Raw genomic sequence first — 25,931 nt, 5'->3', positions numbered from 1 at the left:
CGAGGTAGGTGTCGGGATCGGTGAGATCGACACCGCCGATCGCGATCGCGTCTGATGTGTTCCTGGGCACGACTACCTCCCGGCCGGTGGACACCACTCGGGGCGAACTCTAGTACCGACGGGCCACCGAAGACCCGGATTGGACAAGGTCTTCGAGTGAGCCGGTATTGCGCTAATCGGCCAGAACGATCATTAACATAGTGCCATGCTCACGTCGGTGCGCCGGGTCATGGACTACGAGATGACGCTGGCGGAATGGATCGGCGCCGGGCTGTTGCTCAACGCGCCGTACGGTGTGATCGGCGTGCTGTTCTCGGTCCTTCGACCCGACTATGTCGAGCACGCCGACGGTGTCGCGAAAGTGTTCGCCTTCGTGGGCTCGGTGCTGTTCTGGCCGGTGCTGCTCGTCACGGACGTATGCCCGTGATGAACCGCAACCGGGTTAACATCACGCGGCGGACCGCCCGCTGGACCGACGATCCGGTCCAGGTCGCCGACGCCATGGACTTCTGGTCGTTCGCCGCGGGCGCGGCCAACGTCATCATGCAGCTGTCCCGCCCCGGTGTCGGGCACGGCGTGGCCGAGAGCAAGGTCGACTCCGGGAATCTGATGAAGCACCCGTGGAAGCGGGCTCGCACGACGTTCCAGTATCTCGCGGTGGCGATTCTCGGCACGGACGACGACAGGGCAGCGTTTCGCGACACCGTGAACGAGGCGCATCGGCACGTGAAGTCGGGCCCGTCAAGCCCCGTGTCCTACAACGCTTTCAACCGCGATCTCCAGATGTGGGTGGCCGCCTGCCTGTTTGTCGGGTTGGAAGACACCTACCAACTGCTGCGCGGGCAGATGACCGAGGAGCAGGCCGAGCAGTTCTACCGGTCGGCGTGGACGCTGGGAACGACGCTGCAGGTCACCGAAGATCAGTGGCCGCCCACCCGGGCCGAGTTCGACGCGTGGTGGGACTCCGCCTGCCAGCAGGTGTCGATGGACGACGTCGTGCGGTCCTACCTCACCGACCTGCTCAACCTGAGGATGATCAATCCGATTCTGGCTCTTCCTTTTCGGCCGCTGCTGAAGTTCCTGACGGCGGGCTTCCTCGCGCCGGTGTTCCGAGACGCGCTCGGGGTGAGGTGGGGCCGCACGCGGCAGTTCCTGTTCGAGCGGCTGTTCCTGTTCGTGGCGTTCGCGAACCGGTTCCTGCCCGGCTTCATCCGTCAGGGCGGCAGCCGCGTGCTGCTCGCCGATGTCCGCAGCCGGGTCCGCCGGCACCGCCGGCTGGTCTGAGGAGAAGGCGATGACGAGCGTGCGTACCGCGACCCGCCGCGGATTGAGCAAGAAGGTGTCGGTCGGCGGCATGGTCGAGTTCGGGCTCTGGATGTTGATCCCGTACATCACGATGGGGCTGGCGTGGGCGTTCTTCCACGCCGGCGAGGTCCGCAGGCTCGAAGACCTGCTGGCGGGCGAGATCCCCGCGGGCGGCGGCATGGCGGCCTACCTATTGGTCGCTGCTCTCTGGCCGCTCGATGTGCTCGTGCCGTCGGTCTGTGTGGCGTGACCGCAGGCGCGAGATCGTCATCCCGAGCAGCCCGAGGAGCAGCTGGCCCAGCCAGATCACATGCGCGCCGACCAAAACGGCGCGGTGCGGTGACTCGGGTGCATCGCCGCCGACGTGGTAGACGACGAGATCGTCGTCGCGGTAGGCCCGCGGCAGCGCGAGCTCAGGCGCGTCCTCGGGATTCTCGACCACCACCCAGCCGACCCCGGCTGCCGCCAGGTCGTCGCGTCCGGCGCCCGCCGTGAGCATCCGCTGGATCTCTCTGGCACGACTGCCGTCGCCCGGCACCGTGACCCCCCCGATGGTGAGGTCTCCCGTACTCAGGACGTCGGCACGCACCCAGCGCGGCAACGGATCCAGGACGGGTGCCGCACCGGCCCAACCGAATTGACGCATGCTGTCGACCGGGAGGACCGCGACGGGTGCGGGATCGGCGTTGACGACGGCAGAGGCGGCAGTCCAGCCCGGGGGATAGTGGACCGGCGAGACACGTCCGCCGATACCCCACGCCAGGTCGGGCAGCGTTGCGATCAGCGCGGCGCAACACACCGCGGCGGTCGCCAGCGCCGGAACCCGCGGCCGAAGCGTGAGGACCGCGGCGGCGCCCGCCAGCGCGTAGGCGGGCATCGCCAGCGCCACCCATTTCTGGCCGTCCCGGAGCACGCCGAGGCCCGCAACCGCGTCGATCACGGTCTCGACCGCAGACAGGCCGGGGCCCGTGGCCATCGCTGCGGGCACGATCACAGCGAGGGCAGCCAGGATCATCAGCGGCACCGCGATTCGCCTGCGGAGCAGCTGCGGGACACCGATGGCGACGATCCCCACCAGGACGATCGCCGAGACCACCGCGAAAAGCGTTGTCCGCGAGGGCGGCACCGCGTCGGCGTTCCAGATGCCGCCCAGGCTGGCAAGGCTGCCGAGGGTGGCAAGGCCGGCTTCGGCGCGTGCTGCGAACGCCGCCACCCCCGCGCTCTGGTCGGCCGCCCACCCGGTGGCCAGCGCCGAGGCCACCAGCCACGGCAGCGCCGCCGTCACCGCCGCACCCACAGTCAGCCCCGCACACCACCATCGGGGGCGTCCTGCCCCCGGGGCCAGCGCGCAGGCCAGGGCGATCGTCGCGGCCAGCATCAGACCGGTCGGCGTCAGGCCCGCCAGCGCCAGCCAGAACACCAGCGCGCACACCGCACGAAAATTGCGTTCCGGCGATTGCCGAAGGGAGAGAACAGTCGCCGCGATCCACGGCAGACACCCGTAGCCCACCAGCAGGCTCCAGTGCCCCTGCAGAAGCCGCTCGGCGACATACGGATTCCAGATCGCAATGGTGACCGCCACGCACTGGCCGGGGATCCCGGCCGCCGGCAGCACGACGGCGACCAGACGTGCCGCTCCCCAGCCGGCCAACCACAGCCCGAGGACCAGCAGCGCCTTCACCACGACGCCGCCGTCGACGACGGCGGACGCCGTCGCCACAAAGAAGTCCTGGGGCAGCGCCCGCGGCGCGGCCTGGGTCAGGCCGAGCGCGGCGTCGGACAGATACGAGCGCGGGGTCGACACCGCGTCGCGCAGCAGCAGATAACCCGGCCCCAGCAGCGGCGCCGTCACGGCGAGCGTGAGCGCCAGCGCATACGCCGGCGCGATCAGCGCGCGGTGGAGGAACCCGATCAGACCGGTCTGTCCGGCGGCAGATCGGAGGGCCGCTGTGCGGGCAGCTTCTCGGTCTTGGCCTCGGCGCCGGGCACCGGCTCACCCTCGTCACCGCGGCCGCCGAAGAACCGGTTGCTGGTGTCGTCGAGCCCCGGGTCGATCAACATCGACTCGGCGCGCAGGCTGAACGACCCGAGCAGGGCGCCGCCGACGAGCGCGATCAACCCGAGCGCGGTGAACGTGATCGGCAGGATGCGGCCCCACAGCGACACCCGGTCGCGCTCATCCTGTGCGGCGGCCACCTGGGATTCGACTGATTCCTCGTTGGTCGTCACCGTGTAGTCGACGAATGTCACCTCGGGCCTGAGCGCCTCGCGCGCGTAGTAGTGGTAGGCCCGGTCGGTCTGCTTGACGATCGTGCCCGAGACCGGATCGACCCAGAAGGTGCGCTGCGCGGCGTAATACCGCGTCATCGTGATCTGCTCTTCGGGGTCGCCCTCGATGCCCCACAGCGCTGCGCGCGCGGTGACCTGGCTGTCGGCGTCATCGTCGTAGAGCGAGGCGTACTTGAGGGGTTCGACGAGCTCGCCGTCGGCGTCGAAGCCGATGTTCTGGGTGAACTTGTAGGCCGTCAGCCCGTTCACATCTTCTTCACCCGAGTAGTTCGCGTCGTAGGCCTTCTGGGCGATCGGGTCGAAGTACGGGTAGGTCTTCTTCTCGGTGTCGAACGGAAAGCGGTAGGCCAGCCCCTCGTGCGGCAGCGCGATGCTGGTGGGCGGGTTCTCGTCCTCGATGGCGCGCGGCTTCTGCACCGAGCCACCGGGGTTCGTCTCACTCGACACCGCGAGCGCGGTCTGCCGGTTCACGGTCACCGTGTCGACCATGGCCAGCAGCAGACCGTTGTCCTGCTGCTGATCGGAACGTCGCAGCGACGTGCCCACCTGCAGGGTGACCACGTCTGCGTTCGACGGCGATTCGACGCTCATCTGCTGTTGCATGACCACGGGAATGTCCTCGTTGACCACGAACCGCTCACCGAGCAGCGATGCCGGGTCGAAGGCGGTGCCGGTGCCGTCGCTGACGAGGGTGGTGTCGATGGTCAGCGGGATCTTGGCGATCTTGCCCTGGGTGTAGGTGGACAAGAGCAGGGCGGCGATGAGCAGGGCTGCTCCGAGGCCCATGATTCCGCACGCGGCGATCCTCAGCGCAACTGCGCGGTTCAATACCGTGTCTCCCTTCGCGCGCCGCCACGGGCGTGGCGGTGGCGGCGCCCAGCCAGACGCCCAAAAGTCCGTTCGACCCTAACAGCAGACATTAAGGTCGTCGCTTACTACGAGGCGTTCGACGGCCACGCCTGACTACCCGTTTTCGTGTCGGCCACGCGACGGGGGCACACTGTTCGGCGTGACCGGAACTCCGGACGCCGACGACACCGTGGGTGGGACGCGCGGGTTCCTGCCCGCGGTCGAGGGTCTGCGTGCGTGCGCGGCGATCGGCGTGGTGGTCACCCACGTCGCATTCCAGACAGGGATGTCGGGCGGCATCACCGGCCGGATCCTCGGCCGCTTCGACCTCGCCGTGGCGGTGTTCTTCGCGCTGTCGGGCTTTCTGCTGTGGCGCGGCCACGCCGCCGCTGCGCGCGGGCTGCGGTCGCGTCCTTCGACGGGGCACTATCTGCGGTCGCGCATCGTGCGCATCATGCCCGGCTACCTGGTGGCCGTCGTCGTGATCATGACGCTGCTGCCCGAGGTCAAGGCCGACTTCACCGTGTGGCTGGCCAACCTCACGCTGACCCAGATCTATGTGCCGCTGACATTGACAGCAGGTCTTACGCAGATGTGGAGCCTGTCGGTCGAGATGAGCTTCTATCTGGCGCTGCCGCTGCTGGCGCTGCTGGCCCGGCGCGTCCCTGTCCGCGCCAGGATCCCGGCCATCGTCGCGGTCGCCGTCGCGAGCCTGTTCTGGGTGCGGATCCCGTTCGACGCGGAGTCCGGGCACAACCTGTGGAACTGGCCGCCCGCGTTCTTCTCGTGGTTCGCCGCCGGGATGGTGCTCGCGGAGCTGACGGTCGGCCCGGTGGGCCTGGCGCACCGGCTGGCGCGGCGACGGGTGCTGATGGGACTGATCGCGCTGACGGCCTTCCTGATCGCGGCGTCCCCGTTGGCCGGCCGCGAGGGGCTGCACCCCGGCTCGATCGGGCAGGTGACGCTGAAGACCGCGATGGGGGCGGTCGTCGCGGGCGCACTGCTGGCTCCTCTGGTCCTCGACCGCCTCGACACCTCCCACCGGATCCTGGGCAGCCCCACGATGGTCACGCTGGGGCGGTGGTCCTACGGGTTGTTCGTGTGGCACCTCGCGGCACTGGCGATGGTGTTCCCGATCATCGGCGAGTTCGCGTTCAACGGACACTTCACGGTGGTGCTGGTGCTGACGGTGGTCTTCGGTTTCGCGATCGCCGCGGTCAGCTACGGCCTGGTCGAGTCGCCCTGCCGGAATGCGTTGCGGCGCTGGGAGCGCCGCAACGATCCGACACCGCTGGACTCGTCGGTCGACGAGGAGATCGAACCCGCCCGCGCCCGTTGACCACATCGGCGAGGGGGTCAGGGGACCAGGATGGTCTTGCCCGGTAGCCGGCCTGCGTCGTAGGCCTCGTGCACGTCCGCCGCTTCGGCGAGCGGACGACGGTCAGCCACGTCGACGCGCAGCTCGCCCGCGTCGACCCGGGCGACGAGCGCTGCCAGCTGCGCGCTGTCGCTGCGGACGAACACCCGTTGTGTGTGCAGGTCCCGCCGCGGCCGCTCCGGTCCTGACGTCATGGTGCCGACGTAGTGGCCGCCGTCGGCGACGACCGACGCGAGCGCCTCGGTCTGCTCCGGTGTGGTGGCGATGAGGTTGAGCACCACGTCGAACGGTGCGTTGTCCACCGTGAAAGGTGTTGCGCTGTAGTCGATGTAGTCGATCACGTGCCTGGCTCCCCGATGGCGCAGACGGTCGGCGTCGCCGGGCTTGGCCGTCGCGGTCACCACCGCTGCGGCGCTCGCGGCGAGTTGCGTGGCGTAGCTGCCGACCGCCCCACCGGCGCCGTTGATCAGAACTGTCTGCCCGGCGCGTAGACCCGCGATCTCGAAGAGCGCCTGCCACGCTGTGAGTCCCACGGTCGGCAGTGCCGCGGCGTCGGCGAGCGGCACGGACTGCGGCGCCGCCGCGAGCGAGCCGGCCGGGGCGAGTACGTACTCGGCTGCGGCGCCGTCGGCGTCCATGGGGAGCAGCGCCACGACGGCATCGCCGACGCTCCAGCCCTCGACGTCGTCGCCGAGCGCGGCGACCGTGCCTGCGACGTCGATCCCTGGTACATGCGGCAATTCGATGGCGAACACCTCGGTCAGGTAGCCGCCGCGGATGCCCGCGTCCACCGGGTTGAACGACGTCCCCGCCACCTTCAGCAGCACCTGGCCGCTGGCCGGTTCGGGTCGTTCGATCTCGACGTGATCGATGACTTCGCTGCCGCCGTAACGGCGGAACTGCACTGCTTTCATGACCTGCTCCACTTCTCCGATGTCATTGCTTCGATGTCGAAGCACCTACCCATCGTGTAACTTGCTTTGAGATCGAAGTAATCCCCCGGGATGGTGTGAGCGCCGTCTCACTGCTTCGATCTCGAAGCAGTACGATCGCGGCATGGCCAAGTCACTGGCACCCCAGCAGATGCAGACGTATTTCGCGCTCACCGAAGCGGCCAGCCTGCTCCAATACGCGGTGCGCCAACAACTGCAGAGCGAAGGCGAGCTGAGCTATGTGCAGTTCGAGATCCTGGCCAAACTCTCCGCCGCAGACGGTCCCCTCACCATGACGGAGTTGGCCGACGGCGTGGTCTACAGCCGCAGCGGCCTGACCCACCAGGCCGGGCTGCTCGAGACGGCGGGCCTCATCGCGCGCGAAGCCAGCCCCACCGACCAGCGGGCCACCCTCGTCGGCATCACCGACGCAGGCCGCGCACGCGTCGCACAGGTGCTGCCCGGCCATGTCGCGATCGTCCGAGGCCTGCTGTTCGACCCGTTGTCGAAACAGGACGTCGCCGCGCTCGGCGACATCATGGGCCGAGTGCGCGACCACATGCGCGCGCTGCCACCGCGATCGAGTCGGCCGCGCCGACGCTAGGACTGCGCGGCCCGCCGCGCTAGCACTTCGTCGCGGACCGCCGACCGTCGCGCCTTGCCCGCGTCGTCGCGCAACGGCCGGTCGGCGAACTCCACCGATCTCGGCAGCTTGTACGCCGCGATCCGCTCTGCCAGGAACGCGATGACGCCCGCCTCGTCGAGTCCGGCGGCCTGCACGATCGCGTGGGGCACCTGACCCAGATCCTCGTCGGGCACACCCACCACCAGACTCGACAGCACCGCAGGGTGCTCCGCCAGCGCCGACTCGATCTCGGCCGGGTACACATTGCGCCCGCCGACGGTGAACATGTCGACCCTCCGGTCGTTGAGGTACAGGAAACCGTCTTCGTCGAAATAGCCGAGGTCGCCCAGCGAATCCCAACCGTCCCTCGTTTTGGCGGTGCTGCCGATGTACCGGTACGTGGGCCGAGCGGCCGGCCCGGGACGCATGTAGATCTCGCCGACCACCCCGGGCGGACATTCGTTGCCGTCGTCGTCGAGAACCTTCATCTCCCCGGCGACGACGACGCCCACCGATCCGGGGTGGGTCAGCCACTGCTCGCCCGAGATGAAGGTCAGGGCCTGTAACTCGGTGCCGCCGTACAGTTCCCACACCGCCGCGGGACCGACGATCTCGATCCAGGCCTGCTTGACGGCGGGCGGGCACGGCGCGGCCAGATGCCAGAACCGTCGGATCGACGACAGGTCGAAGGCATCCGGCTCGGCACGGTAGGCGGGAAGCAGCCGCTGCATGATCGTCGGGACGGTCGCCAGGAACGTCACCCGGTGTTCGGTGACCAGCCGGAGGAATTCGCGCGGTTCGAATCGGGGCATGACGATGAGATGGTGGCCCTGCAGCAGACCGATGGCGAACGTCGTGAACCCGGTGTTGTGGCTCAACGGAACCGAGATCAGGTTCACGTCGCCTTCTTGAGCCCCGAGCGGATAGCCGATGGCCGGCGGCACCCGGCTGTTGTTGCCCGCCTCGATCAATTTCGGTCGTCCCGTGCTGCCGCCCGACGCCATCGACTTCCACACCGGAGACACCGCCTCGGGCAGCCCATCGGCGGAAAAATCGACGAACTCGGCGGCGAGATCGGTTGTGGTGCTTGTTGTCACACCGGTGGGGTCCGGCCTACCGACGAGCAGCGCCGGGCGGCGCAGCGTCAGCAGCGCGGCCAACTCCGCGTCGGGTAGCCGCGCCGACAGCGGCTGGGGAACCGCGCCGAGCTTCCAGCATGCGAGCACCGCGAACACCCAGTCCAATGAGTTCGGCAGCACGATGGTGACGTAGTCGCCCACCCCGACGCCGAGCGAGGCGAAGCCGCGGGCGATCCGGTTGGTGATCGTATCGAGCTCTGCACGGCTGACCGTCACGCCGGCACAGGTGACGGCGGGCGCATCGGGCGCCGCAGCGGCGAGCGCCGAGACCTGCGTGCCGATCGGCGCCACGGTGTCTGTCATGTCAGCCATCTTCGTCGTCAAGGCCTGGCGTGCGGTGTGATTCGGCGAACGTCACCGTCGACATCGCCACGGCGACCACCGACAGCAGGGCCAGGAATTGCACACCGGCCGAGTGCCCGAGATATCCGTCGACCGAGCGCCACGGGTATTGGCTGAGGACCGCGCCCGCGAGGATCAGACCGAAAGCGGCGGTGCCCACCGTGACCGCGTCCGCGATCCTGGCCCGCCGGCGCAGCAGATATCGGACACCGAGGCCGCCGAGTGCCACAAGCGCGCCACCAAAGCCGGAGATGACCAGTGCCGCAACGGTTGCCGCGGCGCCGATCGCGAGTGGGTGCGGTTGCCACAGCCGAGCGGGGTGGTGGCCGGCGCCGGTCCGCCGGGCGGGGACCAACGCCAGGGCGAGGAGCAGGGGAAGCAACGCGAGCCCGCCGATCAGGCCGGCCCGGTAGGTGGCGTTGGATGCGAAGTCCAGCGTGATGGTGCCCTCGGTGCCGGCGGGCACCACCCAGCCCTGCTGCCAGCCGTTGACGGTGACAGACGTCAGTTCGGTGCCTGCCGCGTCGCGCGCGACCCAACCCGGGCTGACGCTTTCCGGAACGACGAGGACCCGGGAGCGTTCCGACGCATCGACTGTGACCTCGCGGTGGTCGTTGCTCCACCCGCCGATGGTGACCGAAGATGTTGTGGCCGAGGTGATCTCGCCGGCACGGGGCGTGGCGAGCTGCACCCCGTCGACGATGAGCGCAGGGCCCGGACTGATCAGCAACTCCTGCTGGCCCGGCGGCAGAAGGATGGGAGCGCTGCGGCACGGGCGCGCCGGGACGGGCCTGCCGTCCAGCAGATCCCCGACCGTGGTGGTCACCGACGTCTGGACGAACTCCCCGGCGACGCCGATGACGGGTCCGCGCCCGCACGGCAGGCTCACGGTGCGCTTCCGGTTGGCCGCCGCATCGGCTGCTCCGATGGGGGCGCCGCGCTCGTCGAGCGCGACGATCTCGGCCAGGCCCGGCGGTTTGAGCTGGTCGAAACCGAGTGCCGTGCGGTCGATCACGTCCTCCCAGTCCAGCAGCCACACCTTGATCGAGTCGGTCACCCGGGGATGGAGGGAGAAGGTCTCCGTGCCCGCGACCATGCGCCGCACCTGCGGGCCGTCACCGAGGTCGACGGCGATCATCGTCGGGTGGGCGGGCAGCGGCGACGAGCTCGGCGTCACGCGGATCGAGGAGACGTTGCGCGGGCCGGGCAACGTGAGCGTCAGCGCGGGTGGGGTGCGCGGCTGCACGGTGCGCTGCGGGGCCGTCCAGGACGTGCCGGGGTCGCCGTCGGTGGCGGCATAGGCCGAACCGAGGACGTCGATCGGGTCGCTGTCTCCGGCCGCACGCGTCGTGTTCGGCGCCGCGATGAGGTCGGCCAGGTTGGGCCCCTGCCGCGCCCGCACCCACACCGTCGGCGTCACCGGCGTCGGCTCCGGGACCGTCAGCGTCCGGCTCAGGTTCACGGGCTCCTCGGCCGCCAACGCCATCGCCGCGGAGCAGCGGGTTCCGGTCGGGCTTTCGGCGCAGCCGGCTCGGCCCAGCAGCTCGGACCCCAGATCCCATTGCGCGACAACGGAACCCGCTGGTGGGCCGGGCACGTCGACGGTGTGCCGCAGGGTGACCGGATGAGCGAAGCCGTTCGCGTCGTACTGCGTGACGTTGATGTCGGTGAGGCCGAACTGCACGCCGGGCGAACCGTCGTCGGTGCCCGTCGCGGTGATCCGCACCCACGGCGATTCGCCGTAGGGCAACGCGACGGTTTGGGGTTTGCCCGCCTCTTCGAAGCGGACGGTGCTGGTGCCGTTCACCGTGGACACCTCGAGTCGTCGCACCTGGGCGCCGACCGCGGTCGCACTAGGAGTGACGGTCAGGGTCGCGTTGGTGACGGGATGGTCGAAGTCGATCTGCAGCCACTGGCCCAGCGCGGTCTGCAGCGAGTTCGACACCCAGCTGGTCGAGGAGTCGCCGTCGATCGCCGACGCAGGTCCCGACGACGGTGAGACGTTGGGCAGTGCCGTCGAATCCGACGCGGCGCTCGACACCGTGATGCGTCCACCGTCCCACTGACCGTAGACGGGCTCGGCGCCCTCGGACGGATAGTCGGGCACCCGGTTGAAGGTGTTGCGCGCGTCGTCGGGACCGCGGATCGCCGACGAGTGGTCGTCGACCCGGCCGTAGTCGGTTTCGCGGGCGGTCGGGGTGTCGGTGACGGTCACCACAGGGGCAGGCAAGCCGGCGCGTACAGCGTCCTGTGTCAACAGCATCGGGCCCAGCGGTGGCTGCCCCGCGAGTCTGCGGCGCTCGTCGAGGCGCTGCAGGGCCTCAGGTGCCCCATCGACGCGTGCCATGGTGTCAACCTCGGCCACATAGGGTTTCAGCGGTTGCTCGGCACCGTCGACGCGGTAGATCTCGACCGCCGGGTACCGCGGCCGCAGACCGCTGTCGGTGACGAACCCGTCCAGCGCGCCGGGACCCACCGGGTCACCGAACTCGGCGACCTTCGTCAGGCCCGCAGACCCGTCGATCGCACGGTGCACGAGGATGGGGCGCGCCGACCGCGACGAGTCGGGATCCAGATCGTTGCGCACCACCACGTACGAGATGCCCTGGCGGGCAAGGGTGTCGGCGAGGCCGTCGGACGGGCGTCCCGCGGCGAACAGCCGCTGCACCGAATCGAGAGCACGGATCGTCTCGGGCGGGTTGAGCGGGATGGAATCGCGCACACCCCATGCGCTGTCGCCGAGAACCTGCAGCGGCTCGTCATGGCTGTTGCCCCAGATCTGGGTCGCGAACGGGGCCCCCGGCGCGACGAGCACGCGGCCGCCGGAGTTGTTGTCGTCCAGCCATTCCGCGGTGTCGTGCCAGTACTGCGGGATCGCGTCGAACGCGCCGGGGGGAGTGAGCCGCCCGGTCCAGGCCAGCGCCGTCGCCGCCGTGAGCGCCGCCAGCAGCACGATGCCGACCGCGACGCGCTTGTCGTTCTCGGGGTGGGCGAACGCGTCGCGCCACACCCGGGTCGGTGCGCTGCCCGGCAGCGGGATACGTCCGAGCAGGTGGGCCAGGCCCAGAGCGAGGGGAAGGCGCAGCAGCGGTTCCAGCTTGTGCAGATTGCGCAGGGGGGTGCCGTCGGCGTCCAGAAATGCCTGCACCACCTGGGCGATCGGCGAACCCAGGCCGCCCGAGTACCCGGCACCCAGCAGGACGACGCCGACGAGCAGCATCGTGATCAGCCGGCCCCTGCCCGGCATCCGGGTCAGTGCGAGGCCGGCCAGACCGCCCGCGGCCACCAGCGTCGTCGCGAGCACCGCGACCGACCCGGTCACCAGCGGTGCGCCCGCGGTCGCCGTCGGCGCCACGTACGGGGTCCACGCCCCGGTGCCGCGCAGCATCTCCGTCAGCGACATCCACTGCGTCGTGACGCCGGAGGACTCGATGAAATCGAGGAACGGTGGGCTGATCCGACCGAGGTGCAGGAGCGCCACCACCCACCACGTCACCGCGAGAGCCACGCACGGCACCCACCAGGCGACGAAACGCCACCACGTGCGGTTGGGCCGGTGGCACAGCAGCCACACCGCGGCGCACAGGCACGCACTCAGCGTCGCGACGGCATTCACCGCACCCATCAACGCGATCGCCAGCGCGGACCTGGCCGCCAGCAGCCGCACGCGGGGGTCGCCCCGGAGAACGACTATCACCGGGAGCAGCACCCACGGCGCCAGCATCATCGGCAGCGTCTCCGACGAGATCGCGCCCAGCGTCGTCAGCACGCGCGGAGACAGCGCGAACGCGATGGCGCCGAGGATCCGCGACGTGGTGGTCCCGATGCCGAGCGCTTCGGCCACCCGCAGCAGACCCCAGTATCCGACGACGAGGATCAGCGCCCACCACAGGCGTTGTGTCACCCACCCGGGCAGGCCGAGCAGATCACCGGCCAGGAAGAACGTGCCGTGCGGGAAGAGGTAGCCGTAGGCCTGGTTCTGCGCCTGCCCGAACGGCAGTTCGCTGTTCCAGAGGGTGAACGCGCGCGAGAGGAACCGCAGCGGATTGGCGGTGAGGTCGAGCTTGGTGTCGGGGGAGATCTGTCCGGGCGACTGGGCGAATGTCAGGACCAGCGCCGCCGCGGCGGCCACCCACAACCAGCGCCGCGAGAGCGGCTGGACGTTCGTCAGCTTACGTACGGTCCCCGTACTCGACCCTGTTGAGGACCGAAGACGCCGGATCGCCCGCCTGCAGAGGAGGCTTGGTGTCCTGCTGCACCATCAGCGTCACCCCGAACACGGCCGCCGCGCCCAGCAGCAGGCCGACGACGATGCTGGCTGCGGCGGGCACGAGAAACCGATCCATGCGGCCCAAACTAGCACGGAGGCCGACGGGGCCTCGGCGCCCGCGAGCGGCGCAATCACGGCTCGGGCGGCACGATCAACACGGGACGGTGGCCGCGGCGCAACACATGATCGGCCACGCTGGACTGCAGCAACGACCGAAAACCGGTCGTCGCTCTGGTGCCCGTGACGATCAGATCGGCGTCGAGATCGTCGGCGGCCTCGATGATCGTCTGCCACACCGTGAACGCCACCGCTCGACGAAGGGGTTCGGCAGGCAGCCCCGCCGCGAGGGCGAGTTCGAGCCCTTCGTCGTTGACGCGCTGCGCCTCGGCCAACGCGATGTCGTCCTCATCGTCGTTGTGCGGGTCGGGGGGTCCGTCCAGGTCGAAATCGTAGGCACCTGGATCGCTGCCGCGATCCATCGGCGACCACACCGTCAGCACCACGGCGCGGTCGGCGGTCAGGAACCGGCCCGCGTACTGCACGGCGCGGCGCGCGGTCGGCGACCCGTCGAAGGCGATGAGCAGCACGGTCTTCTTGTCCCGGGGTACGGGGCTCTCCATCACCGCTCCTGTTCGCTGCGTGCCGTCGGGTTCCAGAATATTTGGTGGTGGCCTCAGACCAGCACCGTTTCCGGCGCTCCGGGCCGGTGCAACAGCCAGGCCATAGATCGAAGCGTGCACTGCTATTAGTGTCGTGACGATGCGCCCACCGAGGATCGTCCCGAACGCCCTGATCGGGGCCGTCGCGGCAACCGCACTTCTGGCCGGCTGCACCGCCCCCGCCGAGACCGAGCCCGCCGCGGCGCCCCACGCCGCCTCCGCCGAACCGTCCCTGGCCGCCGGGAATCTGCCCGCCGCGCCCGTGCCCGCGCCCCCTGCTGCCCCCGCCTGCGGTGATCCGGCGGCTGCCGTGGCCGGCATGTCGACGCGGGACAAGCTCGCCCAACTGCTGATGGTCGGGGTGAGCGGGGCAGCCGACGCCCGCGCGGTGGCCGCCGACCACCATGTCGGCGGCATCATGATCGGCAGCTGGACCGACATGTCGATGCTGTCGGACGGCTCGCTGCCCGACATCGTCAACGCGGGGCCGCTCCCGCTGGCGGTCAGCGTCGACGAGGAAGGCGGCCGGGTGTCGCGGCTGTCGGGACTGATCGGCAGCCAACCGCCCGCCCGGGTGCTCGCCGCGTCCAACACTCCCGAGCAGGTGTACGCGATCGCGCTCGAGCGCGGCAGAAAGATGCGCAACCTCGGCATCACGGTCGACTTCGCCCCCGTCGTCGACGTCACCGACGCCCCCGACGACACCGTCATCGGCGACCGTTCGTTCGGGGCCGACCCCACCACGGTCACCGACTACGCGGGCGCCTATGCGCGAGGACTGCGCGACGCCGGCGTGCTCCCTGTGCTGAAGCATTTCCCCGGCCACGGCGACGGATCCGGCGACTCCCACGCGGGCAGCGTCGTCACCCCGCCGATCGACCAATTGCAGGCCAAGGATCTGATCCCGTATCGGACGCTGGCCGCGCAGGCGCCCGTGGGTGTGATGGTCGGCCACCTCGAAGTGCCGGGCCTCACCGGCAGCGACCCGGCCAGCCTGAGCCCGGCCGCCTACGCGATGCTGCGATCCGGCGACTACGGGGGACCGCCGTTCGGCGGCCCGGTGTACACCGACGACCTGTCCGGCATGCAGGCGATCACCGACAGGTTCGGGATCGCCGACGCGGTACTGCGCGCGCTGCAGGCCGGGGCCGACGTGGCGCTGTGGCTGTCGACCGACCAGGTACCCGCGGTGCTCGACCGTCTCGAGGCGGCCGTCGGCGCCGGCGAGCTGACGATGTCGCGCGTGGACGCCGCGGTGATGCGCATCGCCGCGACGAAGCCCCCGTCGTCGCGGTGCGGCGGCTGATCGATCGGCAATTGCTTACCCTGTCATAGGGAAAGTGTTGCTCGACGGTCAGGGAAGGCGCGCGCATGGCAGGTGGAACCAAGCGGTTGCCGCGCGCCGTCCGTGAACAACAGATGCTCGACGCGGCTGTGGAGATCTTCTCGGTCAACGGCTATCACGAGACCTCGATGGACGCGATCGCGGCCGAAGCGCAGATCAGCAAGCCGATGCTGTATCTGTACTACGGCTCCAAAGAGGAATTGTTCGGCGCCTGTCTGAACCGCGAACTCGGCCGGTTCGTCGACGAGGTGAACAGCAACATCGATTTCAGCGCGGCGCCCAAAGAGTTGCTGCGCACCGCGGTGCTGGCGTTCCTGAACTACATCGACGCCCACCGCGCGTCCTGGATGGTGCTCTACACCCAGGCCACCAGCTCGCAGGCCTTCGCCCACACCGTGCGCGAAGGCCGGGAACGCATCATCGAGATCGTCGGCCGGCTCCTGCGCTCCGGGACACGCTTCCCCGAACCCGATACCGACTTCGACATGATGGCCGTCGCGCTGGTGGGCGCGGGCGAGGCCATCGCCTCGCGGGTGAGCACCGGCGACGCCGACGTCCACGAGGCGTCGGAGCTGATGATCAACCTGTTCTGGCTGGGCCTCAAGGGCGCGCCGTCGGCGGCGGTGGACGCCGAAGCCACCGACGCCACTGCGGTCATCTCAAGCTAGACACGGTGCCCGTCAGGTGCGGGTAGCCCTTCGACAGGTGCCGCAGTGTCAGCTCCCAGCCGTCGGTGTTGCGGTCGACGTACAGCCCGGCACGCGCCGGCAGCACCACCGGTTTGGCGAACCGCACCGAGTACTTGACCGCGTCGGGAAGCTGCCCCTCGATGTTCGCCAGAACCGCTGCGGCACTGAACATTCCGTGGGCGATGACGGTGGGGAACCCGAACAATTTGGCGGCGATCCCGTTGGTGTGGATCGGGTTGTGGTCACCGCCGACCGACGCGTAGTGCTTGATCTGGCCCGGCGTGATCTTCAGGATCGCGTTCGGTGGCGGCAGTTTCGGCTGCCTCTGCGGCGGCGCCTTGGGCTCGTCGGACAGACTGGTGCGCTGCTGATGCAGGAACGTGGTGACCTGCTGCCAGGCCAGTTCGTTGCCGACCTTCACGTCGGTGAGGATGTCGACAAGCAGACCCCTGCGGTGCTCGCGCATGTTCTCCGCGCGCACCGCGACCGAGACGGTGTCGGTCACCGCGATAGGCCGGAACTGGGTGATGTGATTCTCCAGATGCACCGAACCCATTGCGGCGAAGGGGAAATCAAAACCGGTGATCAGCTGCATCACCGTCGGGAACGTCAGCGCGAACGGGTAGGTCAGCGGGACCGAGTTGTCGAAACGCAGGCCGGTGACGGCGGCGTACTCGGCGACGTTGGCCGGGTCGATCGTGAGGTCCTCGACGGTCAGCGTGCGAGTGGGCAGCGTTTCGCTGCGCGGCACGAACGGCAGCGCACCCGCCGCGGCCAGGGCGAGGTTTCTCAGGCCCGAGGGCTGCTGTGCCATCTCAGGCCCCCAGCATGGCTTGGCCGCACACCCGGATCGTGTTGCCCGTCACGGCATTCGAACCCGGGCTGGCGAAGTACGCGATGGCCTCGGCCACGTCGACCGGCTGTCCGCCCTGGAACAGCGAGTTCAGCCGGCGGCCCACCTCACGGGTCGCCAGCGGGATCGCGTCGGTCATCTTCGTCTCGATGAAGCCCGGTGCCACCGCGTTGATGGTGATGTTCTTCTCCGCGAACTGCGGGGCCAGCGCGTCGGTCAGCCCGATCATGCCGGCCTTGGTGGTCGCGTAGTTGGTCTGCCCACGGTTGCCTGCGATGCCCGCCATCGACGACAGCCCGATGATCCGGCCGCCGTCGCCGATCAGCCCGCTCTCCACCAGGCCCTCGGCAAGGCGAAGGGGCGCAAGCAGATTCACTGCGATGACCGAATCCCAGCGGGACTCGTCCATATTGGCCAGCAGCTTGTCGCGGGTGATACCCGCGTTGTTGACGAGAATGTCCAGCTTGCCGTCATAGAGCTCTCGGACGTGCTCGGCGATGCGGTCGACCGCGTCGGCGGCGGTGACGTCGAGCGTCAGCGCCGTCCCGCTCACCTTGCTCGCGGTCTCTCCGAGCGCCTCGGCCGCCCCCTCGACGTCCACGCAGATGACCTTGGCGCCGTCGCGGGCGAACACCTCGGCGATCGTCGCGCCGATACCGCGTGCGGCACCCGTCACGACGGCCACCTTGCCATCCAGCGGTCGGTCCCAGTCGGCGGGCGGGGTGGCGTCGGCGGCACCGACGTGGAAGACCTGGCCGTCGACGTAGGCCGACTTCCCCGACAGCAGGAAGCGCAGCGTGGACTCCAGCCCCGTGGCGGCGGGCTTCGCGTCGGCCGACAGGTACACCAGCGCGGCGGTCGAGCCGTTGCGCAACTCCTTGCCCAACGACCGGGTGAATCCTTCGAGGCCACGTTGCACGGTGCGTTCGTGCACGCTGCCGGCCTCCTCGGGGGTGGTGCCGATGACCACGACGCGGCCGGAGTGGCCGAGGTTGCGCAGCAGCGGGGTGAAGAACTCGTAGAGGCCCTTGAGGCCTTCGGGCTCGGTGATGCCGGTGGCGTCGTAGACCAGCCCGCCGAACGAATCGGCCCAGCGACCCCCGAGGTTGTTGGCGACCACGTCGTAGTCGTCGACCAGCGCGGCACGGAGCGGCTCGACGACCCGCCCCTCACCTCCGATCAGCAGGGAACCGGCCAGCGGCTGCTCCCCCTGCTTGTACCGGCGCAGCGGCTCGGGCTGCGGCACCCCCAGCTGCTTGGCCAGGAACGAGCCCGGTCCGGAGTTGACGACTTGCGAGAGGAGATCGGAAGCCACTGTGCTGCCTTTCAAGAGAGGGCCGACCTTCTGGCGACCTGGGTGAGATCCGGATGAGTTCTACTTCGACGGCTCGGGGGTACCCCAACTGTCGCGTCCATCACCGAACTTACTCCAGAGTAAGAACGGTGGGTAGTATGACGCTCGACACCCAGGAGCAAGCCGGGAGGCAGACGTGGCTGACAGCAAGACAACCCGCCGGGTAGCAATCCTCGGAGGCAACCGGATCCCGTTCGCGCGGTCCGACGGGGCCTACGCGAAAGCGTCCAACCAGGACATGTTCACCGCGGCGCTCGACGGTCTGGCCGACCGCTTCGATCTCAAGGGCGAAAAGCTCGACGCCGTCATCGGTGGCGCCGTCCTCAAGCACAGCCGCGACTTCAACCTGATGCGCGAATGCGTGCTGGGCAGCTCACTGTCGTCCTACACCCCGGCTTTCGATCTCCAGCAGGCCTGTGGGACGGGTCTGCAGGCGACGATCGCGGCGGCCGACGGCATCGCGTTCGGCCGGTATGAGGTGGCGGCGGCCGGTGGTGTCGACACCGCCTCCGATGCCCCGATTGCCTTCGGCGATGACCTGCGCCAGGTGCTGCTCGGTCTGCGCCGCGCGAAGTCCAACGTCGAACGGCTCAAGCTCGTGGGTAAGTTGCCTGCCGCGCTCGGGGTCGAGATCCCCGTCAACAGCGAGCCCCGCACCGGCATGTCGATGGGCGAGCATGCCGCCGTCACCGCCAAGGAGATGGGCGTCAAGCGTACCGATCAGGACGAGCTCGCCGCGGCCAGCCACATCAACATGGCCGCCGCCTACGACCGCGGGTTCTTCGACGATCTGGTCACGCCGTTCCTCGGCCTCTACCGCGACAACAACCTGCGTCGTGACTCGTCAGCCGAGAAGCTCGCCAAGCTCAAGCCCGTCTTCGGGGTGCGCAACGGCGACGCGACGATGACGGCCGGCAACTCGACCCCGCTGACCGACGGTGCGTCGGTCGCGCTGCTGTCGTCTGAGGAATGGGCATCGGCGCGCTCGCTGCCCGTCCTGGCCTACTTCGTCGACGGTGAGACCGCCGCGGTCGACTACGTCAACGGCCGCGACGGACTGCTGATGGCGCCGACGTACGCGGTGCCGCGGCTGCTCGCGCGCAACGGCCTCACGCTGCAGGACTTCGACTTCTACGAGATTCACGAGGCGTTCGCGTCCGTCGTGCTGGCGACGCTGTCGGCCTGGGAGTCCGAGGAGTACTGCAAGGAGCGGCTCGGCCTCGACGCCGCGCTGGGCTCCATCGACCGGAGCAAGCTCAACGTCAACGGCTCGTCCCTGGCGGCGGGGCACCCGTTCGCTGCGACCGGCGGCCGGATCGTGGCGCAGCTGGCCAAGCAGCTCGCCGAGAAGAAAGCGCAGACCGGACAACCGGTGCGCGGCCTCATCTCCGTCTGCGCCGCGGGTGGCCAGGGCGTGACAGCCATCCTGGAGGCCTAGCTTCCGGCGAAAAAGTTTTCCGATCGCTGTAACGCCCGCTGGAACGCGATCGATAGATGAGATAGCTCCGTGTTGCCGTCTGACCCCCCGACCCGACGGCAACACGGGGTTCTTTTCGTCCAGGGATAGATTCCAGGCATGCAGATCAGCATGTTCGGACAGATCAACGCCCTTCACGACAGCGCGCGCGGTGGTTCGCCGATCGACGCGACCATCGCCTATCTCGGCCAACTGCGAGACGAGGGTTTCGCCCGCGTCTGGATCAGCCAGCTGCCCTACGAGCCCGACCTGCTGACGATCCTGGCCGTCGCCCTCCACGAGGTCGACACGATCGAGGTCGCCAGCGGCGTGGTCCCGATCCAGAATCAGCATCCGATGCAGATGGCACAGCGCGCGCTGACGGTCAGCCTCGCCTCCGGCGGCCGCTTCCTGCTCGGGCTCGGGATGACGCATGCGGCCGTCACCGAGGGCATGTGGGGCATCCCGTGGGACAAGCCCGTGCGCCGGCTCAACGAGTACCTCGACGGGCTGTTGCCGCTGCTCGCCGGAGAACCCGCCAATGCCTCCGGCGAGACCGTCACCACCCGCGGCGCCCTCGTGATCCCTGGCGCCCCGCGGCCCGACGTGTACATCGCCGCGCTCGGTCCGCAACTGCTGCGGCTGGCGGGCCGGCGCACCCAGGGCACCTGCACCTGGATGACAGGACCGAAGACGCTGCGCGACCACGTCAGCCCCACCCTGCGCCAGGCCGCCGCCGACGCGGGCCGTTCCGAGGATGCGGTGCGCGTCGTCGCCTCGCTTCCGATTGCCGTGACCGACGATGTCGACGCGGCACGCAAACAGGCCGCCGAGCAGTTCGCCGTCTACGGGACGCTGCCGTCCTACCGCGCCATGCTGGACCGCGAAGGCTATGCCGGACCCGAAGACGCCGCGATCATCGGCGACGAGGCGACCGTGCGCGATCGGCTGGCCGATCTGAAGGCGGCGGGAGTCGACGAGTACGTCGGCGCGGTGTTCGACACCAGTGCCGAGGGCCGCGATCGGACCCGTGCACTGTTGCGGCAAATCGGCTGAAATTGGTGTGCGACACCTCTTTTCCGAGGGTCCACCCAGGCGTAGCATCGACTGCACGACGGGTTCGGGAGTGACGGGTCCGAAGAGCCGATGAGGGATGAGAGTCGGCCGCGCGAGACGAATGAGGCGCACCCACATGTCCTCCCGAACCCGCCCTTATGTCCGGGGTGTGATCGGCCCCAGCACAGCGACCGCTAGAAATAGGTCATGACGGTGCTCAACGTGATGCAGCTGCTGACCTTTGTGGCTGCCCTCGGCCTCTTCGCCTACGCAGTGATTGCCCCGCGAGAAGCAAATCCGACGAAACGGGAACGCCGCACGCATCTGTACCTCGGTGCGTCGATGGTCGCCCTCGCAGCGTTCACGGCGACGTTGGCCCTCGACAGCGCCGGGTGGTCGAGCTACCTCAAGGGTGTCTTGGCGGCGGGTTTCCTCGTGGTGGGGCTGATGCGGATTTCGAAGAGTCGAAGGCTCAGTAGGTAGGTGCGGCAGCCGGCCCGAGCGGCGCGACAGGCCTGCCCGAGATCGCGCGGTACACGTACACCTGGTACAGGTAGGTGACCGGGATCGCGACGAAAAGGCCTACTAGGCAAGCTAATTGACCCACCGCGCCGAGTGCGGCTCCGATGAGGTACATCAGCAGCACCGGCACGACGTTGGCCTTGACGAGGCCGATGCTCGTCTTGAGCGCCTCGATGACGCCCAGCCCGCGATCCAGTAGCGCCAACGGCGCCAGAAGGGTGAAGAAGATGACGAGGATGCCCGGGACGATGCACAGGATCATGCCCACCGCTGCGGCGGCCATGACGAGTGACTGCAGGCCGAGCATCGCGCCGAGTCGGGTGGGCTTGAGGAAGGATGCCAGCGCCACCGGCTGACCGTCGGCGACCTTGAGAAAGCCCGTGAGCACTGCCGACGTCATGCACGCGACGGCGAACCACAGCAGAACGCACGCGACGATGATGAGCACGACGCTGGCTGCGCCGAACTCCATGGTCGACGTGGATGCGGAGTACTCGCTGTAGGCCGACGGGTTCGTCTCCGCCACCACGAACGCCATCGCATACGGGATACCGAACAGGGCGACGAAGGCCACCGCCCAGATCAGCAACGCCGCGACCATCGGAAAGGCGTTCTGGGTGAACGCATTCCACGCCCACCGCAGCCCGGCGCCGACATCCGTCCCCGGCGACGCAGGCGGTGGCCCGTATCCCGGTGGCCAGTATCCCGATGGCGGCGGGGGATAGCCCGGCGGTTGATCGTAGGGACGGTCGGTCATGGCATGGCCCCCTGGTCTGGAGATGGTGAGCAGAGACAAAATCGCACGAAATGGCAGCGACGTGGGCGTTTCTGTCTGCTCGCGGGGGAGCCGAAACGCAAGACGCCCCCGGGAAGAGTCCGGGGGCGTCTCGGGTCCGAAGCGATTCGAGGGGGGTCAGAAGCTCGCTTCGTCCAGTTCCATGACCTCGTTGTCGAGGTTTTCCACGATGGTCCGTGTGCTGGTCAGCAGCGGCAGGAAGTTCTTCGCGAAGAACGAGGCGACCGCGATCTTGCCCTCGTAGAAGGCGCGGTCGTCACCGGCCGCGCCGGCGTCGAGTGCCTCGATCGCCACGGCGGCCTGCTTCTGCAGCAGCCACCCGATCACCAGGTCGCCGACGCTCATCAGGAAGCGCACGGAGCCGAGGCCGACCTTGTAGATGCTGGCCGGATCCTCTTGCGAGGCCATCAGATAACCGGTCAGCGACGCGGCCATGCCCTGGACATCCTCCAGCGCGGTGGCCAGCAGTGCGCGCTCGGCCTTCAGGCGGCCGTTGCCGGTCTCGGCCTTGACGAACTCCTCGATCTGGCCTGCGACGTGGGCCAGCGCCACACCCTTGTCGCGGACGATCTTGCGGAAGAAGAAGTCCTGCGCCTGGATGGCGGTGGTGCCCTCGTAGAGCGAGTCGATCTTGGCGTCGCGGATGTACTGCTCGATCGGGTAGTCCTGCAGGAAGCCGGAGCCACCGAAGGTCTGCAGCGATTCGGTCAACTTCGCGTAGGCCTGCTCCGAACCCACACCCTTGACGATCGGCAGCATCAGGTCGTTGACCTTCACCGCCAGCTCGGGCTCGATGCCGTGCAGGGCCTTGGCCATGTCGGCGTTCTGGTGGGTCGCGGTGAACAGGTAGAGCGCGCGCAGACCCTCGGCGTAGGCCTTCTGGGTCATCAGCGAGCGGCGCACGTCGGGGTGGTGCGTGATGGTCACGCGCGGCGCGGTCTTGTCCGTCATCTGGGTCAGGTCGGCACCCTGGACGCGGTCCTTGGCGTAGGCCAGGGCGTTCAGGTATCCGGTCGAGAGCGTGGCGATCGCCTTGGTGCCCACCATCATTCGCGCTTGCTCGATGACATCGAACATCTGCGCGATGCCGTCGTGCACCTCGCCGACCAGCCAGCCCTGCGCGGGTACGCCGTGCTGACCGAGCGAGAGCTCGCAGGTGGTCGAGATCTTCAGGCCCATCTTGTGTTCGACGTTGGTGACGAACACGCCGTTGCGCTCGCCGGGCTCACCGGTCTCGCGGTCGAAGTGGAACTTCGGCACGAAGAACAGCGACAGACCCTTGGTGCCCGGACCGGCGCCTTCGGGGCGGGCCAGCACGAGATGCATGATGTTCTCGAACAGGTCGTCGGAGTCGGCCGAGGTGATGAACCGCTTCACGCCGTCGATGTGCCATGAGCCGTCGGGCTGCTGCACGGCCTTGGTGCGGCCCGCACCGACGTCGGAGCCCGCGTCGGGCTCGGTGAGCACCATGGTCGAGCCCCAGCCGCGCTCGGCGGCGAACTTGGCCCACTGCTTCTGCTCGTCGGTGCCGAGGTGGAAAAGGATGTCGGCGAAGCCGGCGCCCATCGCGTACATGTACACGGCGGGGTTGGCGCCGAGGATGTGCTCCTGCAGCGCCCAGGACAGCACGCTGGGCATCGCGGCGCCGCCGAGCTCTTCGCTGATCGACAGCTTGTCCCAGCCGCCGTCGGTGACAGCGCGCACCGACTTCTTGAACGCCTCGGGCAGCGTCACGGAGTGCGTCTTCGGGTCGAAGACGGGCGGGTTGCGGTCCGCCTCTGCGAAGGATTCCGCCACCGGGCCCTCGGCCAGCCGGGCCATTTCGCCCAGCATCTCCACGACAGTGTCCTGATCCAGGTCGGCGTATGCACCCTGACCCAGCGCCTTGTCGACGCCCAGAACTTCGAACAGGTTGAATACCTGGTCGCGAACATTGCTCTTGTAGTGGCCCACGATTCCTCCTCGATGAGAACGCCACGCGCGGTTGGGTACTCGTTGTTAAGTTACCCACCAGTAACTGTGCGCAACTATACCGCTCGGTAACTTCAACGCAAGAAGAGTGTGAGCAATTTCCGGCCCAAGGCCAACCGGGCGGTTGGCCGGGACCTGATTTGCCCGCGAAATGACCTCCTGATCTGGCCTTTTCAGACCCTGTGATCATCGTCACGTTTAGCCCGTTTAGGGTGTCTGCATGCAGAGGGCAATCGGCGTCGCGGTGTGGGGAACGGGCAACATGGGATCGACCGCGATCCGATCCGCGACGGCCTTTCCCGGGTTGCGCCTGACGGCCGTCATCACGTCCGCCCACGACAAGGCGGGCAAGGACGCGGCGGAGTTCGGCGGGCTGGGCACCGCGACGGGCACCGCCCTCACAACGGACGTCGACGCGGCACTCTCCAACTGCGACGCCGTCGCCTACATGGCCTCCGGCGACATCCGCCCCGAAGAGGCGGTCGCCGATATCGAGCGATGCCTACGGGCCGGCAAGCACGTCGTCACACCGTCGCTGTATTCCCTCTACGATCCGGCATCCGCACCGGTCGAATGGGTGGATCGCCTGACCTCGGCCGCCGAGGAAGGGCGCGCGACGCTGCTGGTCAGCGGTGTCGACCCCGGGTGGGGCAACGACGCCTTGGCGGTCACGGCGGCAAGCCTGTGCACCCGGATCGACACCATCACCTGTCAGGAGATCTTCGACTACTCGACCTACAACCAGCCGTTCGCGGTCAAGGTGTCGTGTGGTTTCGGGGGCTCGATGGACGAGACCCCGATGATGCTGCTGCCGTCGATTCCCACCATGGTGTGGGGCGGCAATGTCCGGCTCATCGGCCGCGGTCTCGGTATCGAGATCGACGACATCACCGAGGAGGTCGAACGGCTGCCGCTGGAGGAGACGGTCGACACCGTGATGGGCCCGTTCGAGAAGGGCACGCAGGGAGCGTTCTTCCTCAAGGTGATCGGCTGGTCCGGCGGCAGACAGCGCGTCGTCATCGAGCACATCACCCGTATCCATCCCTCCTGCGCACCGGACTGGCCGCAACCCGACGAGGGTGTCGGAGACCACCGCGTGATCGTCGATGGCGATCCGAAGCTGACGATCACCACCCGCGCCGACGTGCCCGGCGGCACGCGCGCCGACGGCGGCAACACCACGGCGGCCAACCGGCTGCTCGGCGCACTCAACTGGCTCGTGGAGCAGAAGCCCGGCATCTACGACGGGCTGCAGGTGCCGCTGCGCTCGGCGCTGCCCCCGGAGGCCGAAACCGCGCGCTGGAGTTAGTGGCCCGCCAGCCGTTTGTTGACGAGGCGGGTGAGCCAGGCCGGGGAGAACCGGGCCCCGGCCGCCAATGCCTTGGCCTGCAGCCCGACGGGAAAGTGCACCTGCGCCAGGGCTTTGCGGGTAGGGCTGACGTCCACCGCGGCGACGATGTCGGCGGCGATGTCCTGCGCGGTCAGGCGGATACCGAGTGACTGGGTGGTGCCGGTCTTGACGTCTTTGGTCATCGAGGTGTTCACGTACAGGGGCCACATGTCGATGACGCGGATCCCGTACCGGCCCCACTCGAGGTTCAGCGCCTCGGTGATGGCGCGCACGAAGAACTTGGTCGCCGAGTAGTTCGCCAGTTCGGCTTGGCCGTAGATCGCGGACGCGGACGCCAGATTGACGACGACCGCGCCCGGGGTGTCTTTCAAGTACGGGAACGCTGCGTGCAGGCCGTTGACAACCCCCTTGACGTTCACGTCGATCTCGCGGTGGTGGACCTTGAGCGGGATCTCCTCGAAGCGACCGGCGTTGAGCAGACCCGCGTTGTTGATCAGCACGTCGATCCGGCCGCCGGACTGTTCGGCGAACTCGGCAAGCCGCTGCGCGACCTCGTCGGCATCGGTGACGTCGAGGTGCCCGACGACCGGCGTGCCACCCACGGCGGCGACATCGGCGGCCAGCACGCGCAAACCGTCCTCGTCGAGGTCGTAGCCGCCCACACGGTAGCCGCGGTTGGCGTACAGCATCGCCGTCGCACGCCCGATGCCCGTCGCCGCCCCGGTGATGAACACGGATCTGGTCATGCCC

The 25,931-nt window shown here is 68.6% G+C and carries 23 protein-coding genes; 11 read left to right on the top strand and 12 right to left on the bottom strand.

Features of this window, described 5'->3' with window-relative positions:
* The first annotated feature begins 205 nt into the window (after positions 1-205).
* Genes ACAG24_RS12495 through ACAG24_RS12485 form a run of 3 tightly spaced genes read left to right on the top strand, consistent with a single transcriptional unit; the run spans position 206 to position 1,555 of the window.
* A complete protein-coding gene (locus tag ACAG24_RS12495; RefSeq protein ID WP_370473373.1) occupies positions 206-427 on the top strand; it encodes a hypothetical protein in 222 nt (73 codons plus the stop codon).
* A complete protein-coding gene (locus ACAG24_RS12490) occupies positions 427-1,284 on the top strand; it encodes an oxygenase MpaB family protein (protein ID WP_370473372.1) in 858 nt (285 codons plus the stop codon). The genes ACAG24_RS12495 and ACAG24_RS12490 overlap by 1 nt, the downstream gene beginning before the upstream one ends.
* 10 nt (positions 1,285-1,294) lie before the next feature.
* Positions 1,295-1,555 carry a hypothetical protein gene (locus ACAG24_RS12485; RefSeq protein ID WP_370473371.1) on the top strand — a complete coding sequence of 87 codons (261 nt, stop codon included), beginning with the start codon at positions 1,295-1,297 and terminating at the stop codon, positions 1,553-1,555.
* Here ACAG24_RS12485 and ACAG24_RS12480 read toward each other — a convergent pair.
* Positions 1,496-3,193 (bottom strand): MmpA family trehalose lipid delivery protein, encoded by a 1,698-nt coding sequence (locus ACAG24_RS12480; RefSeq protein WP_370473515.1) that lies wholly within the window; start codon positions 3,191-3,193, stop codon positions 1,496-1,498. The two genes, ACAG24_RS12485 and ACAG24_RS12480, sit on opposite strands and share 60 nt — an antisense overlap.
* A 23-nt stretch (positions 3,194-3,216) precedes the next feature.
* Positions 3,217-4,422: a cell envelope lipid trafficking protein PgfA gene (gene pgfA, locus ACAG24_RS12475; RefSeq protein ID WP_370473370.1), complete on the bottom strand. Its 1,206-nt coding sequence runs from the start codon at positions 4,420-4,422 to the stop codon at positions 3,217-3,219.
* A 181-nt stretch (positions 4,423-4,603) separates the two neighbouring features.
* Here pgfA and ACAG24_RS12470 point away from each other — a divergent pair, with 181 nt between their 5' ends.
* The gene (locus ACAG24_RS12470) at positions 4,604-5,782 is read left to right on the top strand and encodes an acyltransferase family protein (RefSeq protein WP_370473369.1); all 1,179 of its coding nucleotides are present in this window, start codon (positions 4,604-4,606) and stop codon (positions 5,780-5,782) included.
* 17 nt (positions 5,783-5,799) lie between these two features.
* Here the strand turns inward: ACAG24_RS12470 and ACAG24_RS12465 are convergent, their stop codons facing one another.
* The gene (locus ACAG24_RS12465) at positions 5,800-6,735 is read right to left on the bottom strand and encodes an NADP-dependent oxidoreductase (protein WP_370473368.1); all 936 of its coding nucleotides are present in this window, start codon (positions 6,733-6,735) and stop codon (positions 5,800-5,802) included.
* Between the two features lie 142 nt (positions 6,736-6,877).
* Here ACAG24_RS12465 and ACAG24_RS12460 point away from each other — a divergent pair, with 142 nt between their 5' ends.
* Positions 6,878-7,357: a MarR family winged helix-turn-helix transcriptional regulator gene (locus ACAG24_RS12460; protein ID WP_370473367.1), complete on the top strand. Its 480-nt coding sequence runs from the start codon at positions 6,878-6,880 to the stop codon at positions 7,355-7,357.
* Here the strand turns inward: ACAG24_RS12460 and ACAG24_RS12455 are convergent.
* The 4 genes from ACAG24_RS12455 to ACAG24_RS12440 are packed head-to-tail and all read right to left on the bottom strand — an operon-like array spanning position 7,354 to position 13,749.
* Positions 7,354-8,820 (bottom strand): AMP-binding protein, encoded by a 1,467-nt coding sequence (locus ACAG24_RS12455; RefSeq protein WP_370473366.1) that lies wholly within the window; start codon positions 8,818-8,820, stop codon positions 7,354-7,356. The two genes, ACAG24_RS12460 and ACAG24_RS12455, sit on opposite strands and share 4 nt — an antisense overlap.
* Before the next feature lies 1 nt (position 8,821).
* Positions 8,822-13,030, bottom strand: a complete 4,209-nt coding sequence (locus tag ACAG24_RS12450; protein WP_370473514.1) for a DUF3367 domain-containing protein — start codon at positions 13,028-13,030, stop codon at positions 8,822-8,824.
* A 1-nt stretch (position 13,031) separates the two neighbouring features.
* Positions 13,032-13,205, bottom strand: coding sequence for a DUF2613 domain-containing protein (locus ACAG24_RS12445; RefSeq protein ID WP_003933939.1), 174 nt, complete (start codon positions 13,203-13,205; stop codon positions 13,032-13,034).
* 55 nt (positions 13,206-13,260) lie between these two features.
* Entirely contained in the window at positions 13,261-13,749 is a 489-nt protein-coding gene (locus ACAG24_RS12440; protein WP_370473365.1) for a universal stress protein, read from the bottom strand.
* A gap of 139 nt (positions 13,750-13,888) precedes the next feature.
* Between ACAG24_RS12440 and ACAG24_RS12435 the strand changes: the two genes are divergently transcribed.
* Positions 13,889-15,094, top strand: a complete 1,206-nt coding sequence (locus ACAG24_RS12435) for a glycoside hydrolase family 3 N-terminal domain-containing protein (RefSeq protein ID WP_370473364.1) — start codon at positions 13,889-13,891, stop codon at positions 15,092-15,094.
* Positions 15,095-15,159: 65 nt separating this feature from the next.
* Positions 15,160-15,801 (top strand): TetR/AcrR family transcriptional regulator, encoded by a 642-nt coding sequence (locus ACAG24_RS12430; protein ID WP_370473363.1) that lies wholly within the window; start codon positions 15,160-15,162, stop codon positions 15,799-15,801.
* On the opposite strand, the gene ACAG24_RS12425 is transcribed toward ACAG24_RS12430, so the two are convergent.
* Together ACAG24_RS12425 and ACAG24_RS12420 are read right to left on the bottom strand one after the other, a co-directional pair.
* Entirely contained in the window at positions 15,788-16,636 is an 849-nt protein-coding gene (locus ACAG24_RS12425; protein ID WP_370473362.1) for a MaoC/PaaZ C-terminal domain-containing protein, read from the bottom strand. The genes ACAG24_RS12430 and ACAG24_RS12425 overlap by 14 nt on opposite strands.
* A gap of 1 nt (position 16,637) precedes the next feature.
* On the bottom strand, positions 16,638-17,990 hold the full coding sequence (locus ACAG24_RS12420) for a 3-oxoacyl-ACP reductase (protein ID WP_370473361.1): 1,353 nt from the start codon (positions 17,988-17,990) through the stop codon (positions 16,638-16,640).
* A gap of 175 nt (positions 17,991-18,165) precedes the next feature.
* Here ACAG24_RS12420 and ACAG24_RS12415 point away from each other — a divergent pair, with 175 nt between their 5' ends.
* From ACAG24_RS12415 to ACAG24_RS12405, 3 genes are all read left to right on the top strand, one after another.
* Positions 18,166-19,467, top strand: coding sequence for an acetyl-CoA C-acetyltransferase (locus ACAG24_RS12415; protein WP_370473360.1), 1,302 nt, complete (start codon positions 18,166-18,168; stop codon positions 19,465-19,467).
* A 138-nt stretch (positions 19,468-19,605) separates the two neighbouring features.
* Positions 19,606-20,541 (top strand): TIGR03564 family F420-dependent LLM class oxidoreductase, encoded by a 936-nt coding sequence (locus ACAG24_RS12410; RefSeq protein WP_370473359.1) that lies wholly within the window; start codon positions 19,606-19,608, stop codon positions 20,539-20,541.
* A gap of 207 nt (positions 20,542-20,748) precedes the next feature.
* Entirely contained in the window at positions 20,749-21,024 is a 276-nt protein-coding gene (locus tag ACAG24_RS12405; protein ID WP_370473358.1) for a hypothetical protein, read from the top strand.
* On the opposite strand, the gene ACAG24_RS12400 is transcribed toward ACAG24_RS12405, so the two are convergent.
* Complete coding sequence (locus ACAG24_RS12400) at positions 21,014-21,820, bottom strand: DUF2189 domain-containing protein (protein WP_370473357.1); 807 nt, start codon at positions 21,818-21,820, stop codon at positions 21,014-21,016. The two genes, ACAG24_RS12405 and ACAG24_RS12400, sit on opposite strands and share 11 nt — an antisense overlap.
* A gap of 156 nt (positions 21,821-21,976) precedes the next feature.
* Complete coding sequence (locus tag ACAG24_RS12395; protein WP_370473356.1) at positions 21,977-23,812, bottom strand: acyl-CoA dehydrogenase; 1,836 nt, start codon at positions 23,810-23,812, stop codon at positions 21,977-21,979.
* 238 nt (positions 23,813-24,050) lie between these two features.
* Here ACAG24_RS12395 and ACAG24_RS12390 point away from each other — a divergent pair, with 238 nt between their 5' ends.
* On the top strand, positions 24,051-25,139 hold the full coding sequence (locus tag ACAG24_RS12390; protein ID WP_370473355.1) for an NAD(P)H-dependent amine dehydrogenase family protein: 1,089 nt from the start codon (positions 24,051-24,053) through the stop codon (positions 25,137-25,139).
* Here the strand turns inward: ACAG24_RS12390 and ACAG24_RS12385 are convergent.
* Positions 25,136-25,927 (bottom strand): SDR family oxidoreductase, encoded by a 792-nt coding sequence (locus ACAG24_RS12385; protein ID WP_370473354.1) that lies wholly within the window; start codon positions 25,925-25,927, stop codon positions 25,136-25,138. The two genes, ACAG24_RS12390 and ACAG24_RS12385, sit on opposite strands and share 4 nt — an antisense overlap.
* Between the last annotated feature and the right edge of the window lie 4 nt (positions 25,928-25,931).

It is taken from the genome of Mycobacterium bulgaricum (genome assembly GCF_041287165.2).
Classification (GTDB): domain Bacteria; phylum Actinomycetota; class Actinomycetes; order Mycobacteriales; family Mycobacteriaceae; genus Mycobacterium; species Mycobacterium bulgaricum.
The sequence above is the reverse complement of the archived record's forward strand: the minus strand, read 5'-3'. Positions and strand labels throughout refer to the sequence as shown.